Origin of the sequence: Pseudomonas sp. CCI3.1, assembly GCF_034313985.1 — a bacterium.
Lineage (GTDB): Bacteria > Pseudomonadota > Gammaproteobacteria > Pseudomonadales > Pseudomonadaceae > Aquipseudomonas > Aquipseudomonas psychrophila.
Genome location: NZ_JAVIWO010000001.1, coordinates 2,973,109 through 2,989,332, shown reverse-complemented (window position 1 = coordinate 2,989,332; position 16,224 = coordinate 2,973,109). Strand labels below are relative to the sequence as shown.

Genomic DNA, 16,224 nt, shown 5'->3' with positions numbered 1-16,224 from the left:
TCGGGATCCCTTTAAACAATCAGTCTGAAAATATGGGTTAAATCAAACAAAGCGCGCCAGTAGCAGGGTCAGCCCCAGTGCGACCGACGAAGCTAGTACCGTGGCGGTGGTGAAGGTTTTCAAGGCGTCGGTCAGCGAGACGCCCAGGTATTCTTTGACCACCCAGAAGGCCGAATCGGTGACATGGGTCCATCCCATTGCTCCGGCCCCGATAGCGATACAGATGATCTCCTTGCTCACGGTCGGATGCGCGCCGAGCATGGGCAGCACCATACCTGCGGCACTGATCATAGCCACTGTTGCCGAACCGACGGCGAAGTGCATCAAACCGGCCACCAACCACGCCAGAACGATGGGGTTCATATTCAATTGGGTCAAAGACGCGGACAACGCGTTACCCACGCCACTGTCGATCAGGATGCCATTGAATGCACCACCGGCGCCGATGATCAGCAGGATGCTGGCCAGCGGAGGAAAGCTTTTTTGCGTGTAGGAGAGCAAGTCGGACATGGACAAGCCGCGACGCAAACCCAGCGCCCAGTATGCAAACACCACCGCAATCGACAATGCGATCAGGGGCGTACCCAGAAAGGAAATCAAGCTGAATGCCGTGGAATCATGTGGCAGACCGGCCGCGAAACTTTTGCCGACCATCAGCAGCAATGGCAGGGCAATGGTCAGCAGGGTGATGCCAAGGCCCGGTAAATCTCGGGTTTTGCTGTCATCACAATGCTCGTTCAAAAAGGCTTCTTGTGTGTCTGGGGCTTCAGGTTTGCACACCAGTTTGACCCACAGCGGCCCGGCAATAATCGCGGTCGGCAGTGCGACGATCAGACCGTACATGATCACTTTGCCGACATCGGCGCCCAGCATCCCGGTAATCGCCATTGCGGCGGGATGGGGCGGCAACATGCAATGAACGGCCATTAACGACACGGCCAACGGCACGCCCAGGTACAGAAGATTGACTCTGGTTTCTTTGGCGACCACATAGATAAGCGGAATCAGCAGGACGAAACCCACCTCGAAAAACACCGGGATGCCGGCAATGAACCCGACCAGCATCATGGCCCATGTAGCGCGTTCTTTACCCAGGGCCCTTAACAGTGCTTGTGCAATGCGCTCCGCGCCGCCGGACTCTTCCAGCATCTTGCCCAGAATCCCGCCCAGGCCAATGATCGTTGCCAGAAACCCGAGGGTTCCGCCAACACCTGCTTCATACGACGAAGCAATTTTTGCCAGTGGCATGCCTGAACCGATCCCCACCACAAAGCTCGCAGCGGTCAGGGCCAAAAAGGCATGAACGCGGACTTTGACGATGAGAAAAACGATCAGGGCGATGGCGCAAAACAACACCAGCAATAGAGTAGGACCGCTGTGCATGGGAGATCTCCGGGAAGCGCTTTTATTGTTGAAATAAGTGATCGGAGTCACTTTGCTTCCAGCAATTAGAAGGCACCGCTCGAAGGGCTGACAAAGGATGGTTTTTCACGGGACAGGTGATGTCGGGTCATCTGTCGGAGGGCTTGAGCCTGAGTGGGAACGAGCCTGCTCGCTCCCACAGTTGAAGTTACACGGGGGTCAGAAATCCCAGCGAGTGGTCAGCATAAAGTTGCGGGGTTCGCCATAAATTGCCGAGTTATAGAAGCCGATGTTGGTGTAGTAGTACTTGTCGAAAACGTTGTTGACGTTGAGCGTGGTCGACAGGTTTTCCGTGAATTGATAACGGGTCATCAGGTCCACGATCCAGTAGGGTTTTTGCGAGAAATCTTCGTACCGGTCCTTGGGGCTGTTGTACATCTCTTGCCAAGCAGTGCTCTGCCAGCGTGCGCCACCGCCCACGGAGACTTTGTTCAAATCCCCCTTGAGTTTGTAGATGGTGTAGAAACTCAGCTGGTCTTCAGGCTCAAAGGTCGAGATCTTTTTGCCGGTGTCATCACGGACCACCTTGTGGGTGTATCCGCCCTGCAGGCTCCAGCCCGGGCTCAGCTCACCGGATATTTCCAGCTCGTAGCCCTTGGTTTTCGCTGAAGTGCCCTTGAAAGCGTAGTTGGGCGGGGTGGGCGACAGGTTGTTCCACGCATCGTCGGGGATGGGGCGGTTGCTTTCCTTGACTTCAAAGTACGCCAGACTGGCGTTCAGACGGCCATCGAAAAACTCGCTCTTGAGGCCGATCTCATAGTTTTCACCCTCGTCCGGATCAAGCATCTTGCTATTGCGGTCAAGGTTGTAGAACTCCTGAGGCATGAACACATCGGTGTAGCTGGCGTACGCCGTCAGGTAGTCGGTCAGGTCATAGGTGACGCCCGCGTAGGGAATCAAGCGCCCCGACTCGCGATAAGTATTGGTAGTGCCGGTGAGGGTGTAGTTGACCACCCGGCCGCCCAGAAAGACTTTCAAGTCATCGGTGACATTCAGGCGAGTGGTGGCGTACATGCCTGTCTGGCGCACGGTGTCGTCGCTGATTTGTGATGCGCTGCCCCAGTCAGGCTTGGCCAGGTGCCCGTCCCAGTTGAAGTAATCCACCAGGTTGGGCGTGGCGAACGTGACGTCCCAGTAACCTTTGCCTTTCCAGTTCGCGGTACTGATCGAGCCGCCCAGCACCAGCTCATGCTCGCGTCCCAGAAAATCATAGGGACCGCTGACATAAATATCGGCCGCGTCGCTGACGGTTTCGCCCTTGTAGCGCTGTGCGTTGATTTTGGCCGTGCCATCAGCGGCCGGCTGGTTGAACTGGATGGCTCCTAGTTGGGCATCGTAGCCATTGATCTTGTGGTCCAGTTGCAGCTTGCCCACCCAGCCACTGCCCAGGTCCTGTTCCAGGGTCGCGAAGACGGTGCGGGTGTATTGCTGCCAACTGCTCCAGTCGGTGGCGTTGCTGAACGAGCGTTTGGCGCTGTTGATTTCGCCTGCGTAGTTGTAGAGCGGAAAACTCCCCGACCAGGTAGAGCCCTGGGGTTTGTTGTCCTGATAATCGGCGCCCACGGTCAGCAAGGTGTCGGGTGTCACATCGACTTCGAGGATGCCGTAGAACACCGAACTCTGGTTGGAGTAGCGGTCGATATACGACTGCCTGTCTTGATAGGCCGCCACCGCTCGACCGCGGACATTGCCGGTTTCGGTCAACGGGCCGCTGAGGTCAACTTCAGTGCGGTAGTTGTCCCAGGAGCCTGCACCTGCGGTGATATGGCCGTGAAAGTCGTGGGTGGGTTTTTTGCGCACCAGGTTGATGGTGCCCCCCAATGATCCCGCCCCGCTTAGCAGGCCAGAGGCGCCCTTGAGCACTTCGATGCGGTCATAGATCGCCATGTCGCTCAGGGTGTTGCCCGCCGAATAGGCAACGTTGCGCACGGCGGAGGGAATGCCGTCGTACTGGAAGTTATTGATCGAAAAACCGCGGGAGTAATAGTTGGTCCGGTCAGTGTCATAGGCCGATACGGTAATGCCGGGAGTATGGCGCATCACGTCGTCGACATTGTCGAGCGCGAAGTCATCCATGTGCTGACGGGTGATCACGCTGATCGATTGCGGCGTCTCCCGGGGTGTCAGCACCAGGCGGGTGGCCGTGGCAATGGCCCCTGGCGTATAGGAGCCGGTGCCTTCGGTCACCGTGCCCAACTGGTTGGTGATGACTTGGGTGGCCCCCAGTTGCAGCGTTTCCTGAGGGGCGCTGGCGACCAGTACGTAGCCCCCGTTGCTCTGCCGCTGTGCTTGCAGCCCACTGTTGGCGAGCAAGCGGTCCAGACCGTCCTCGACGCTGTAAGATCCTTCGAGCCCGCCAGTGTTGAGGTGTCGGGCCTGTTCCGTATCGAACGAAATCGTGACCCCTGCCTGCACCCCAAATTGGGTCAGGGCATCGCCCAGCGGTCCCGGAGCGATTTGGTAAACCGTCTGGCTTTGCGCGGATACCTGAGCGGGCATCAGTGCCAGACCGGACAGGCTGGCGAGGGACGCACCCAATACTGCCAGGCGAACAGCGCGCGTTATTTTAGGAGTGGCATTGAGGGGGAGCGGGGGCATTCGGTGATCCTTGCGTTGTCATGGCAGAAACTCGCTGCGGTCGCGGCTTATGTCATTGACGGATGAGAATCGAAATCAGCAAGGTTGAAGTTCAAACCATTTGAGCCTGAGCTTATGCCGGTTCGATGCTGGCCCAGTAACGGGTCAGATAACGAACCTTCACCGGTAAGGTTTTACTCAGGTTCTCCAGAACTGTTTCTGTGTCATCGATACGAAACGCCCCCGAGATGCGTAAGCCCTGAACCGATGTTGCGCAGCGCAGTACCCCCGGGCGATAGCGCCCCAGCTCTTCGACAAAGTCGCTCAGGCGCCAGTCGTTCACGCTCAACATGCCCTTTACCCAGGCGGATGAGGCAGCAGGCAATTGTTCGACCTCGCCGACGTCGTCGCGATTGAAAGTGACTTGTTGCCCGGCTTCCAGGCGCAAGGGCTGGTCCAGGTGACTGTAGGGGCGAATTTCTACCGCCGATTGCTCAACGCCAACCCGTGTTTGCCCGGGCAGCTGACGCACGCTGAAACGGGTGCCGAGGGCGCGCACGCGGCCGTCTTCGGTGTGCACGATAAAGGGACGCTGGTCAGGGTCTTTTGCGGTCTGAACCAGAATTTCGCCACGGTGCAGGCGGATCATTCTCTGTTTTGAATCAAAGAGGATATCCAGCGCCGTGTCGCTGTTGAGTTCCAGTTGTGAGCCATCGTCCAGGCGCAACGAGCGCCTTTCCCGCAGGCCGGTGCGGTGTTCAGCGAGCATCGAGCGATAAGGGGCGTGTTCCACCGTCAGCCATGTACCACTGCTGACGGCCAGCAGCATGCCAAGCATTTTCAATACATCCCGGCGTTGAGCTTTTGCAGCATCCAGGCTGGAGAGGGCGGCTTTTGGCGGGATCTTGGCCCACTGGCTTTGCAGCTTTTCGACCCGTGCCCAGGCCGCAGCGTGCTGTGGGCAAGACTTTACCCATGCCTGCCAGGCTCGGGTTCGTGCCGCGCTGACGGTGCCGTCATTGAGCTGTACGTACCAGGTGGCTGCGGCTTCAAGCGTCTTGAAGTCAGGGGAGGAGGCCATCAATGCTCGACCAGCATCAGACAGCGGGTCATGGCGCGAATCAAATGGTTTTTGATCGTGGTGACCGACACGCCGAAACGTTCGGCCGCGGCAACGTAGCTCAACCCTTCGAGTTGAACCGCCAGGAAAATTTCCCGCGTTCTGCTCCCTAGCTCATCGAGCATGCCGTCGATCGATATCAGCGTTTCGATGATCGACAGGCGCACCTCTGGCGAAACATCCACGGGCTCCGGCCTCAGGGCCAAAGCCTGCAAGTAAGCCTGCTCAATGGTGCGGCGGCGAACCTTGTCGATCAACAGCGAGCGGGCAATAGCACTCAGATAACCTCGCGGCTCGCGGATTGGAGCGTCGTGGCGGGCTGTCATGACCCGCAAGAACGTGTCCTGAGCCAGGTCGCAAGCATCCGCCGTATTGCCCAGCCGGGCTCGTAACCAGCCCTTTAGCCAACCGTTGTGTTCGCTGTACAACCGATGAAGCACTGAAGGGTCGAGCGCCGACATAATAATGTCACCAAGGTGTAATTGGTAATCAGTCGCATTATTGTGATGGCAGAGTGTTTATGCAAGGGGGTTTTCTGAGGAGGGCGAAGGCTGGCTGGTTCCCGACTTGGTTTTACTCATTTTTCTGTAGATCCCCAAAATCTCCGAACAGGTTGGGTTCACAACGTGTAACACCACGCCAAGGGACTTGCGCCTTTAAGTGTGTAGTGTGTGTATAAATAAATTGCACCATTGTTCGATGTTGTGTAGCGTACACACTAATGTAGGAGTGGCTGAGTGCGAAGTCGTGAGGTTATCGAATTGTTGGTGGCGGATGGATGGTTTGAGATAGCGGTCAAAGGAAGCCACCATCAGTTCAAGCATCCAGCCAAGGCAGGGCGGGTAACCGTTCCACATCCCAAGTCTGAAATTGCGAAAGGGACGCTGCACAACATTCTAAAATCCGCAGGTCTCAAAGGAGAGTTACGGTCATGAAATTCCCAGTTGTAATACATAAAGATGCCGATTCCGATTTCAGCGTGACGGTACCTGATGTACCCGGCTGCTTTTCTGCGGGTGGCACTTTTTCAGAAGCATTGGACAACGTGCAGCAGGCGCTGGCTCTGCATCTGGAAGGTGTTGTGGCGGATGGCGGCGAACTGCCCCAGGGCAAGGATGTGGATGCTCACCTTGAGAATCCGGATTATGTCGGTGGGATTTGGGCCGTGGTTGACTTCGATTTGACTCCCTATCTTGGGAAGTCGGTTCGATTCAACGCGTCATTACCTGAAAACCTGTTGCTGCGCATTGATGAACGAGTCAGCAAGGATCACCGCTACGCATCGCGTTCTGGTTTTCTGGCCACAGCCGCATTGCGCGAGCTGAGTGTTCAGGGCTTTTGATCGTGGGAAAACGCTCTTTGTGAGCCTCCCAAACCCCGGAAACAAAAAAGGCCCACCTTGCGGTGAGCCTATTTCGGTGTTGCGTATGGTGCCGGCACCAAGAGTCGAACTCGGGACCTACTGATTACAAGTCAGTTGCTCTACCAACTGAGCTATACCGGCGTTATGGGCGACGAGTATACCCGGATGTTTGAGCTTGTAAACCCCTGATAACAGACTATTTTCACGATTCGCGCCGTGGCTCGCTGAAGTACTGGTGCAAGTGCTAGACGGTGACCCGAACTTTCGCTGAATTGGCCAGCCGTTCGGCGACATCCTGTCGGACCTGGGCCCGGCAAGCTCGCTCCCACAGAAGCGTGATGGGCCCCAAAAAAGCACTTACAGGCTGAACCCCAGCTCAAACAACGTGCCGCTGGCATCGCTCACCACTCGCACATGGCCGCCGTGCAGTTGCATGATCGAATGCACAATCGCCAGGCCCAGGCCGCCAGAGTCGCCCGGCTGTGCCCGTGACGGGTCTACCCGGTAAAAGCGGTCGAACAGTTTGTCGATATGTCGCGGATCAATCGCCGGGCCAACGTTATGCACACCTGTCCAGCAATACTCGGCATCGTCGCGACGCAGCAAGCGTACGGTCGAACCGGGCTGGGCATGGCGCACGGCATTGGCCAGCAGATTGCCCAATGCCCGTTGCAGCAGTTGCTGGTCAGCCACCAGCGGCCCGCTGAGCTGATTATCCAGCTGCAACTGTCGATCCTCGGCCAACGCCTCGAAGTAGTCACACAACCCGTCGCCCACCTCTCCAAGGTCCAGCACTTGCAGCTGTAACGGGCGTTGGCCGTGTTCGGCGCGGGCGAGAAACATCAGGTTTTCTGCCATGCGATTGAGCCGTTCGTATTCTTCGATATTCGACGCCAGTACCTCCTGGTACTCGGCTGTGCTGCGTGACTGGTTTAGTGCCAGGCTGTTGCTACCCAGCAAGTTGTGCAACGGCGTACGAATTTCATGGGCCAGATCGGCGGAGAACTGCGACAGCCGTGAAAAGCTGTCTTCCAGCCGTGCGAGCATGGCGTTGAGGGCCTGTACGGGTTCTTTGAGCTCGACGGGCACGTTGTCAGCGGCCATGCGTTGATCGAGGCTGCGTGGGTCGATGCCAGCCATGGCGCGAGCCAGTTCGCGTAAAGGTGTGAGGCCGCGACGCAAAAGCAGCAGGCCAAGACCGAAAGCCATCAATGCACCCAACCCCACCGCGCCATATAAACGCATGCGATAGCTGGCGAGCATTTGCTCACGCTCATCAAGACGTTTGCCTACGGTTACGCTCAAGGTTTCCCCTGCCGGGCCTTGCGCCATACCGGCCAGCAACACCGTCGCGTCTGCCGTTTTGATATCCGAGCGCCGTGGCGCTTGTGCTTGGGCAATGGGCTGCACAGGCGGCAAGGCTTGTTGATGGGGATTAATGGCAATGAGCGGGCTGCCGTCCTCGCGGTTGACCAGCAACACGCTGTCCAGGTTGCCCAGCATGTTCTGATACAGGCGCGGGCGTTCCTGCAGGGCTTCCAGGCTGTCGCTGTCATGTAACAGGGCGCGTACCTGCTCAAGACGCCCCAGCAGCGCCTGATCGTCACGAAATGCGAGTTCCGAGGCCAGCGAGCGATACAGAAACACCCCGATCACGCTGAGTACCAATGCGCAGGTCAGGGCAATCGCCAGCGCCAGGCGCCAGGCGATGGATTTACTCATCGGGCGCTTCCAGCTGATACCCGACGCCGCGCACGGTGTGGATAAGTTTGGGCATGTAGGGGTCGTCGACTTTGGCGCGCAATCGGCGCACGGCGACTTCGACCATATTGGTGTCGCTGTCGAAATTGAGGTTCCAGACCTGCGAAGCGATCAAGGTGCGAGACAAGACTTCGCCCTGACGGCTGGCCAGCAGTTGCAGGAGCGAGAACTCCTTGTTGGTCAGGCTGATGCGCTGGCCGCCCCGGCTGACGCGGCGGCGCAGCACGTCGATTTCAAGATCGGCGATGGCATACGACTCGGCTTCGCGCATGGGGCCACGGCGCAACAAGGTACGTACCCGGGCGAGCAACTCGGCAAAGGCGAAAGGCTTGAGCAGGTAATCGTCGGCACCCAGTTCGAGGCCGCGCACGCGGTCTTCAATGGCATCCCGGGCGGTCAAAAATAGTACCGGCGTGGCGCCGCGCTGGCGAATCAGTTGCAGCAATTGCCAGCCATTGAGCCCCGGCAGCATCACGTCGAGGATGATCAGGTCGTATTCCTGTTGCTCGACAAAGTACCGACCGTCCAGCCCGTTCAGCGCCACATCCACCGCAAAGCCTGACTCTCTAAGGCCCTTGGCCAGGAAATCGGCCGTCTTGGCTTCGTCTTCAACCACTAACAAACGCATCGCACACCTCGATCAATCGTCTGCACAGGCTAGGCGTCTTCGGGGGTGTTGCCTATTACAAACTTGTAATGCAACTGACGGAGTTCTGACGAGGGTCGCTGGTTAAGGTGGGCACATTCGTACAGGAGCTAGCCAATGATGCTGAAAACCTTGTTGTTGTGGACTGCCGTTGGCGCTGCCGGTGTGGCTCATGCTGCGCCGAATCTACCCCGTCATGCCGATCTGGATCTGGCCACCGCCCGCCAGCTGGCCGATGCGGCTATCACGCACTGCACGGGTGCGCTGAGTGTGCTGGACCGTGGTGGCAACGTACTGATGGCGATGCGCCCGGAAAGTGTTGGCCCGCACAACTTGCTGGCCAGCCAGCGCAAAGCCTACACGGCGTTGTCGACCAAAACCCCGACCCGCTTGTTTGCCGAGCGGGCACGCAGCAATCCTGAGGCAAGCAACCTCAACTCCATTGCCGAGCTGTTGCTGCTGGGAGGAGGGGTGCCGTTGTTTGCCGAGGGGGAATTGGTAGGTGCCATTGGCGTGGCCGGTGCAGGTGGCGCGGAGCAGGATGAAGCGTGCGCGATCAAGGCGGCGCAACAGATTGGCCTGACGACTCAACGCTGAGTTGATTGTTTTTTAACCACTATTAGAGGATGACCGATGAAATCTTTGCGAATCACGTTGGCGGCTTTGAGCCTGAGCGCAGTGTCGAGCCTGACACTGGCCGCTGGTAACCCGTTGAGCGTGCATGTGCTCAACCTTGAAAATGGCCTGCCGTCACCGGGCGTGAACGTAACCCTGGAAAAGCACGTGGGTAAAGACTGGCAGCCGCTGGCGCAGGGCGTGACCAATGAGCAGGGGCGCATCGGCGAACTGTTCCCGGCCAAGCAAGCGTTCGAGGCGGGTGAGTATCGTGTGGTGTTTAAAACCGGTGAGTACTTCAAGAAAGCTGGCCACGAGACGTTCTTCCCGGAAATCCCGGTCATTTTCGAAGTGAAAAACGCCGATCAGCATTACCACATTCCGCTGCTGCTCAGCCCTTATGGCTTCTCGACGTATCGCGGTTCGTAGGCCTGCCAAAAACCTGTGTGGGAGCGGGCTTGCTCGCGATGGGATCGCTGTGGTTTACCTGTCAGACCGCAGCGCCTGAATCGCGAGCAAGCCCGCTCCCACAGGCTTATCCACAGCGCTGCGCAAGCACCATCAAATTACGAGGTGTCAGCTGGCTGTCGCAAAACTCGCCGACCTGCACTTCGTAGCCGTTTTCCTTCAGGTACAGCGCGCGATCCAGCACTAGCCACACCTCCAGCGGACGACGGAAAAGCCCGCGCACCAACTCCAGATTACGCACCTGCGCCAGTCGCTCCCAACCTGCCGCTTCCAGTGCCGGCCAATCTTCGCTGCCGCGTGTGGATAAGTTCTTCAGCGCCGCCAGATCCTCGCAGTACTCGGCAAACGGCTTGTTCAACCAGGTGCCGGGCAGTGAAGGTGTGGATAAGTATTCATCGCACTGACGGAGCTGGCGCTGCCACATATCAAAGCCCAAGCGCCGTGCCATTGACTCGTCGCGCTGGCGTCGTACACGGTTGCCGGCCGTCACGGTTTCGCTCATGGGCAGGCTCAGGTCTTCCAGCGACAGCTGCAAGGCTGAAGCTTTAGCGGCTGTGGATAACGGCTGATAGTGCGACGTGCTGATGCGGTTGTAGCAGCAGGGCGACACGGCAAGTTGTCCACAGCCCGCCGCGCTTGCCAGTTGCAGCAGGCGCACATGTAAATCGCCACAGGCATGCAGCGCCACGGGGGTCATCCCGGGCGTGAGCTGCAAGGCCGCTTCGAGCGCGAGCACGTCCTGTTGCACATGACGCACCGCTAGATGATGGCGCTGGCTGAGTTGCTGGCCGGACTCGATCAATGCCGGGTCATACTCCAGGCACGTCAGTTGTTGTCCTGCGCTTAACAGCCTTCGCCCCAAATGGCCTTTTCCCGAACACCAGTCCAGCCAGTGAACGGGTGTTTGTGTGAAGGTCAGGCTCTGGGCGAAGGCTTCAATTTGCTGCCATTTACGTCCCGGCACATCCACCTGCAAACGCGGGTTCGCAGGTGCAAGGGTCTGTGTCGGCAGCCGGTCGACCTTACTCAAGGCGAGGGACGTTGCCGCCAGTTCGGGGAAGGGCGCGGGGGCGGGCACGTGTTGGGGATGGTTGTGGCTGGATTCGGCGTCTTGCAACGAACGTTGGCGCAACCAGTGCGCCAGATCGGGGTGTTGCGCTTCCCACGGCATGTTCAGGTGAGTGAAAGGCCGTGGGCGCCACACGTGCTGGTGGTCACGCAAAAAACTGTCCAGCGCCTCAAAGCGGGCGAGCAGCGGCTCGCCCTCGCGGTTAGCGGCCTTGGCAGGCATCGACGCGCAACCAGCGCTCCAGCAGCTTGAACCCCTGGATCAGCACAAACGACATCAGCAGGTAGATCGCGCCTGCGGTCAGGAACATGTCCACCGTCAGGTAGTTGCGAGCAATGATGGTGCGTGTCATGCCGGTCAGTTCCAGCAGGGTCACGGTACTCGCCAGCGAGCTGGCCTTGAGCATCAGGATCACTTCGTTGCTGTACGCCGGCAGGCCGATGCGCGTGGCGCGGGGCAGGACGATGTGCACCAGGGTTTTGAAGCGCGACATGCCCAGGGCTCGTGCCGCCTCGATTTCACCCGGCGGAATGGCCTGGATCGCGCCGCGCAGGATTTCGGCAATATAAGCGGCGGTGTGCAGGGTCATGGTGATGATTGCGCACCAGAAAGGGCTGCGCAGATACGGCCATAACGCGCTTTCACGCACCAGATCGAACTGGGCCAGGCCGTAATAGACCAGAAACAGTTGGATCAGCAGGGGAGTGCCCCGGAAGAAAAAGATGTAGGCGTATGGCAGCGAACGCACATACCAGAGCTTGGATGAGCGGGCGATGCCCAGCGGGATGGCCACAATCAGACCGGCGATCACCGAAATTGCGGTCAGCTCCAGGGTCAGGGTTGCGCCCTGCATCAGCTTGGGCAGCCATTTGAGGATTACTTCCCACTCCATTACGTCCTCCTCACGAAGCCGCGCGCTGCGCGTTTTTCAAGCACGTGCATGGTGCCCATGGCCAGTACGGTCAGGCCCAGGTACATCACGGCTGCCACCATGTAGAAGGTGAACGGGTGTTTGGCGAAGGTCACGGCGTTTTGCGCCTGACGCATGATTTCTTCCAGACCGATGACCGAGACCAGCGCGGTGTCTTTCATCAGGATCATGAACAGGTTGCCCAGGCCGGGCAGGGCGATACGCCACATTTGTGGCAGAACCAGCCGGGTGAAAATCCGCGGTTTGGACAAACCCAGCGCCATGCCCGCTTCGCGGTGGCCTTTGGGGATGGCCAGAATGGCGCCGCGGAACACTTCGGTGGCATAGGCACCAAAGCACAGGCCCAAAGCGATCACACCCGCCGCGAAGGCGCTGAGGGTGAGTTCGGGCATGCCGATGTATTCGCCGATGGCGCGCACCAGATTCACGCTGCCGAAGTAAATCAGCAACACCCAGAGCAGTTCGGGAACACCACGAACCAGGGTCGAATAGGCGCCGCCCAACCATCTAAGCGGTTTGTAGGGGGATGTTTTGGCCAAGGCACCGAGCAATCCGAGCACCAGGCCCAGACACAGCGCAGTGAGTGCCAGTTTGACGGTCATCAGCGCGCCAGCGGCAAGCGCCGGGCCGAATCCGTATAGATCGATAGTCATGGGGTAGGCAGGCTTTGCTAGGGACCGTCGCGCCCGCAGGCGCGACGGTCAGGCAGGTCAGTAGATGCTGAACGGGAAGTACTTGTCGTTGATCTTCTTGTACGTGCCGTCTTCAACGATTTGCTTGAGGGCCAGGTTCAGCTTGGCGCGCAGTTCGTTGTCGCCTTTACGCAGTGCGATGCCGACCTTGTCGTCTTCGTTGACCGGCTCACCTTTGAACTCGTATGCCTGGCCAGCCGGGCTTTTCAGCCAGTCGTAGTTGGCGTACTTGTCAGCCAGCAATGCATCGACACGGCCCGAAGTCAGGTCGAGGTAGGCGTTTTCCTGGGTGTCGTACAAAGAGATGGTCGCGTCGGTGCCCAGGTTGTCATCCAGCCAGGTTGCGGCCTGAGTTGAACGCTGGGTGCCCAGGGCCTTGCCCTTGAGGGACGCGATGTCGGTTTTGAAGTCGACTTTTTTCGGTGCGATGAACTGCTGCTTGTTGGAGTAGTACGGGTCGGTGAAATCGACCGCTTGCTTGCGTTCGTCAGTGATCGACAGCGAAGACACGATGAAATCGTACTTTTTGGCGTTCAGTGCCGGGATGATGCCGTCCCAATCGGACGTGACGATTTCGCACTCGGCTTTCATCTTGGCGCACAGTGCCATCGCGATATCGGGGTCGAAGCCCACTACTTCGCCACTGGCGTTTTTGTTATTGAACGGTGGGTAAGCACCTTCAATCCCTACTTTGTACTTATCTACAGCCAGGGCGTTGGCGCTGAAAACCAGTGTGGCGGCAGCGGCCATGAGAAGCTTTTTATAGTTCTGCATTCGTGTTGCTCCGTTAGCGGTTGCTGGACATGAATTGTTTACAGCGCGCCGAAACCGGGTTGTCGAACACCTGTTCTGGCGACCCTTGCTCTTCGATCAGGCCCTGATGCAAAAACACTACTTCGCTGGACACCTGACGGGCAAAGCCCATCTCGTGGGTCACCAGCAGCATAGTGCGACCTTCTTCGGCGAGCGCGCGGATCACACTAAGTACTTCTTGAACCATTTCCGGGTCAAGTGCCGATGTTGGTTCATCGAACAGAATTACTTTGGGCTGCATGGCCAACGTGCGTGCAATCGCAGCGCGTTGCTGCTGACCGCCGGACAATTCAGAGGGATAGGCATGACGTTTTTCGCCAATCCCGACCTTGGCCAGCAATGCTTCGGCAACCTCGATGGCCTCGGCTTTGCTCTGCCCCAGCACCCGACGCGGAGCCTCGATAATGTTGTCGAGGATGGTCATGTGCGGCCACAGGTTAAAGTTTTGAAATACAAAACCCAGTTCACTGCGCATGCGATTGATCTGCTTGCCATCGGCCGCGATCAATTCGCCATTTTTGGATTTCTTGAGTTTGAGCTCTTCCCCGGCGACCAGGATCTGGCCTTCGTGGGGGTTTTCCAGCAGGTTGATGCAGCGCAACAGGGTGGATTTGCCGGAACCGGAAGAACCCAGGATCGAGATCACGTCGCCGTCGCGTGCGGTCAGCGAGATACCTTTAAGTACCTCAAGCTCGCCGTAGCGTTTGTGCAAGTTGCGGATTTCAAGCGCGGGCGTGGCCAAAGCCATGTGCGTTCCTCATTGTGTTCGGGTGCGATCCTGCTGTTGGGCGGCCTTCCTGGCGCAGGCCAAGCTAGCATAGGGCTGCAGAGGCAACCAGCCGCCCTGAAGACACAAAAGACGCAAGGGTGGCAGTTTGTCGCATCGCTACAGCAGAGTGTCGCGCCGACAACAACCGACCCCATATTTCGCCGTTCGGCCAGACAGGTGTCGCTTAAAAAAGGTCGCGATGTTGCCAGCTTTGGCCCGGTGTTGGAAGCGCGAACCTACTAAAGGTTAAAGATGTGCACCGCTTTTGGGCCATATGGGCGGTTTTGGGTATTTTTGGTGCGCCGAGAGGCTTGAAACTGAGTGTTACGGTAACAAATGGGCGAAAAGCCATTACTCTCAATGGGTTGCAGTGTATGTTGCAAATCGTTGCAGCCCGCGTAGACCGTGCCCTTGTCACATTCTGGCTCAGTTATTGCGTAAAAGATTCTAAACGCCCCGTTGGTTACTTTTTACGAATGTCAACGCGGGTGCTCGGAATGGCTTCAATGAAAGGTAGTCCCAATGAGCAATACGCAATCCTCTAATGGTCTGGAACAAGGGCTTAAGCCACGGCATGTGACCATGCTGTCGATTGCCGGAGTCATCGGAGCCGGTTTGTTTGTCGGCTCCGGACACGCGATTGCCCAAGCAGGCCCTGCAGTGCTGTTGGCGTATGCCGCAGCAGGCACCCTGGTGGTACTGGTGATGCGCATGCTGGCCGAAATGGCCGTTGCATCCCCTGACACCGGTTCGTTCTCCACCTACGCCGACCGCGCCATCGGGCATTGGGCCGGTTTCACCATCGGCTGGCTGTACTGGTGGTTCTGGGTACTGGTTATCCCGCTGGAAGCCGTCGCCGCCGGTACCATTTTGCATGCATGGTTCCCCGATACGGCGATTTGGGTATTTACCCTGGTCATAACCCTGTTGCTGACAGTCACCAACCTGTTCAGCGTCAAGAACTATGGTGAGTTCGAATTCTGGTTTGCGCTGGTCAAAGTGCTGGCGATCATTGGCTTTATTGTTCTGGGCCTGCTGGCGATTTTCGGCTTCCTGCCTACCAGTCAGGTCAGCGGTGTCGCGCACCTGGCCGATACCATCGGCTTTATGCCCAATGGCATGGGCGCTGTACTGGCTGCCATGTTGACCACCATGTTCTCGTTCATGGGGACTGAAATCGTCACCATCGCGGCGGCGGAATCCAAGGACCCAAGCAAGCAAATCACCAAGGCCACCAACTCGGTGATCTGGCGGATCGGCTTGTTCTACCTTGTATCGATCTTCATCGTTGTGGCCCTTGTACCGTGGAATGACCCGGCGCTGGCGCAGTTCGGTTCCTACCAGACCGTACTTGATCGCATGGGTATCCCGAATGCCAAGCTGATCGTTGATATCGTGGTATTGATCGCCGTTACCAGCTGCCTGAACTCGGCGCTCTACACCTCCTCGCGGATGCTGTACTCCCTGAGCAAACGCGGTGACGCTCCGGCTGCGGCCAAACGCACCAACGCGGCTGGCACGCCTTACTGGGCGGTGATGATGTCCACCGGCGCAGCCTTTGTAGCGGTTTTCGCCAACTACGTAGCGCCGGCTGCTGTGTTCGAGTTCTTGCTGGCCAGCTCCGGCGCCATTGCGCTGCTGGTGTATCTGGTGATTGCGGTATCGCAATTGCGCATGCGCCAAAAGCGTACGGCGCTGGGTGAGACCATCTCGTTCAAGATGTGGCTGTTTCCGGGCCTGACCTATGCGGTGATCGTCTTCATCGTGGCCATTTTGACGATCATGCTGTTCCAGGAAGCGCATCGTGTTGAAATCATGGCCACCGGTTTGCTGAGCATTCTGGTGGTGTCGGCTGGCCTGCTGGTGGCACGTCGTCGACGCATTGAGAAGTTGGGGGCAACGGTACTCAGCTGAGGCCAGGACGGTTCTTGCGGTTGAGTAACAAAAAAAACCGCCATCCTTCGGGATGGCGGTTTTT

At 58.0% G+C, this 16,224-nt stretch carries 16 protein-coding genes and 1 tRNA gene; 5 read left to right on the top strand and 12 right to left on the bottom strand.

All coding sequences use genetic code 11. The annotated features are described in order from the left end of the window. Positions 1-42 precede the first annotated feature (42 nt). From RGV06_RS13565 to RGV06_RS13550, 4 genes are all read right to left on the bottom strand, one after another. The gene (locus RGV06_RS13565) at positions 43-1,383 is read right to left on the bottom strand and encodes a gluconate:H+ symporter (protein ID WP_046810322.1); all 1,341 of its coding nucleotides are present in this window, start codon (positions 1,381-1,383) and stop codon (positions 43-45) included. A 198-nt stretch (positions 1,384-1,581) separates the two neighbouring features. After that, the gene (locus tag RGV06_RS13560; protein WP_322150188.1) at positions 1,582-4,020 is read right to left on the bottom strand and encodes a TonB-dependent siderophore receptor; all 2,439 of its coding nucleotides are present in this window, start codon (positions 4,018-4,020) and stop codon (positions 1,582-1,584) included. Between the two features lie 112 nt (positions 4,021-4,132). Next, complete coding sequence (locus tag RGV06_RS13555; RefSeq protein ID WP_046810324.1) at positions 4,133-5,080, bottom strand: FecR domain-containing protein; 948 nt, start codon at positions 5,078-5,080, stop codon at positions 4,133-4,135. After that, positions 5,080-5,580: a sigma-70 family RNA polymerase sigma factor gene (locus tag RGV06_RS13550; RefSeq protein WP_019824768.1), complete on the bottom strand. Its 501-nt coding sequence runs from the start codon at positions 5,578-5,580 to the stop codon at positions 5,080-5,082. The genes RGV06_RS13555 and RGV06_RS13550 overlap by 1 nt, the downstream gene beginning before the upstream one ends. Positions 5,581-5,856: 276 nt before the next feature. On the opposite strand from RGV06_RS13550, the gene RGV06_RS13545 reads away from it, so the two are divergent. Continuing rightward, entirely contained in the window at positions 5,857-6,054 is a 198-nt protein-coding gene (locus RGV06_RS13545) for a type II toxin-antitoxin system HicA family toxin (RefSeq protein WP_219262563.1), read from the top strand. Further along, the gene (locus tag RGV06_RS13540) at positions 6,051-6,461 is read left to right on the top strand and encodes a type II toxin-antitoxin system HicB family antitoxin (RefSeq protein ID WP_219262562.1); all 411 of its coding nucleotides are present in this window, start codon (positions 6,051-6,053) and stop codon (positions 6,459-6,461) included. Before RGV06_RS13545 ends, RGV06_RS13540 begins: the two co-directional genes overlap by 4 nt. A gap of 86 nt (positions 6,462-6,547) precedes the next feature. Here the strand turns inward: RGV06_RS13540 and RGV06_RS13535 are convergent. From RGV06_RS13535 to RGV06_RS13525, 3 genes are all read right to left on the bottom strand, one after another. Further along, positions 6,548-6,623 (bottom strand) — tRNA-Thr (locus RGV06_RS13535). A gap of 216 nt (positions 6,624-6,839) precedes the next feature. Next, positions 6,840-8,204, bottom strand: coding sequence for a heavy metal sensor histidine kinase (locus RGV06_RS13530; RefSeq protein ID WP_322150186.1), 1,365 nt, complete (start codon positions 8,202-8,204; stop codon positions 6,840-6,842). Further along, positions 8,197-8,871 (bottom strand): heavy metal response regulator transcription factor, encoded by a 675-nt coding sequence (locus RGV06_RS13525; RefSeq protein ID WP_019824774.1) that lies wholly within the window; start codon positions 8,869-8,871, stop codon positions 8,197-8,199. The genes RGV06_RS13530 and RGV06_RS13525 overlap by 8 nt, the downstream gene beginning before the upstream one ends. 135 nt (positions 8,872-9,006) lie before the next feature. Here RGV06_RS13525 and RGV06_RS13520 point away from each other — a divergent pair, with 135 nt between their 5' ends. Together RGV06_RS13520 and uraH are read left to right on the top strand one after the other, a co-directional pair. Beyond that, entirely contained in the window at positions 9,007-9,486 is a 480-nt protein-coding gene (locus RGV06_RS13520; RefSeq protein ID WP_046810326.1) for a GlcG/HbpS family heme-binding protein, read from the top strand. 36 nt (positions 9,487-9,522) lie between these two features. Further along, entirely contained in the window at positions 9,523-9,933 is a 411-nt protein-coding gene (uraH, locus tag RGV06_RS13515) for a hydroxyisourate hydrolase (RefSeq protein WP_019824778.1), read from the top strand. Between the two features lie 106 nt (positions 9,934-10,039). Here uraH and RGV06_RS13510 read toward each other — a convergent pair whose 3' ends face one another. From RGV06_RS13510 to RGV06_RS13490, 5 genes are read right to left on the bottom strand one after another with little or no spacing between them, the layout of a single operon-like run. Further along, positions 10,040-11,263 carry a methyltransferase gene (locus tag RGV06_RS13510; RefSeq protein ID WP_322150183.1) on the bottom strand — a complete coding sequence of 408 codons (1,224 nt, stop codon included), beginning with the start codon at positions 11,261-11,263 and terminating at the stop codon, positions 10,040-10,042. Further along, complete coding sequence (locus RGV06_RS13505; RefSeq protein ID WP_046810328.1) at positions 11,244-11,933, bottom strand: ABC transporter permease; 690 nt, start codon at positions 11,931-11,933, stop codon at positions 11,244-11,246. Before RGV06_RS13505 ends, RGV06_RS13510 begins: the two co-directional genes overlap by 20 nt. Beyond that, positions 11,933-12,625 carry an ABC transporter permease gene (locus RGV06_RS13500; RefSeq protein ID WP_019824782.1) on the bottom strand — a complete coding sequence of 231 codons (693 nt, stop codon included), beginning with the start codon at positions 12,623-12,625 and terminating at the stop codon, positions 11,933-11,935. The genes RGV06_RS13505 and RGV06_RS13500 overlap by 1 nt, the downstream gene beginning before the upstream one ends. A 57-nt stretch (positions 12,626-12,682) precedes the next feature. Next, positions 12,683-13,438 carry an ABC transporter substrate-binding protein gene (locus RGV06_RS13495; protein ID WP_019824783.1) on the bottom strand — a complete coding sequence of 252 codons (756 nt, stop codon included), beginning with the start codon at positions 13,436-13,438 and terminating at the stop codon, positions 12,683-12,685. Between the two features lie 13 nt (positions 13,439-13,451). Continuing rightward, positions 13,452-14,225 carry an ABC transporter ATP-binding protein gene (locus RGV06_RS13490; protein ID WP_322150181.1) on the bottom strand — a complete coding sequence of 258 codons (774 nt, stop codon included), beginning with the start codon at positions 14,223-14,225 and terminating at the stop codon, positions 13,452-13,454. A gap of 543 nt (positions 14,226-14,768) precedes the next feature. Here RGV06_RS13490 and gabP point away from each other — a divergent pair. Next, complete coding sequence (gene gabP / locus RGV06_RS13485; RefSeq protein ID WP_019824786.1) at positions 14,769-16,160, top strand: GABA permease; 1,392 nt, start codon at positions 14,769-14,771, stop codon at positions 16,158-16,160. Positions 16,161-16,224: the final 64 nt, after the last annotated feature.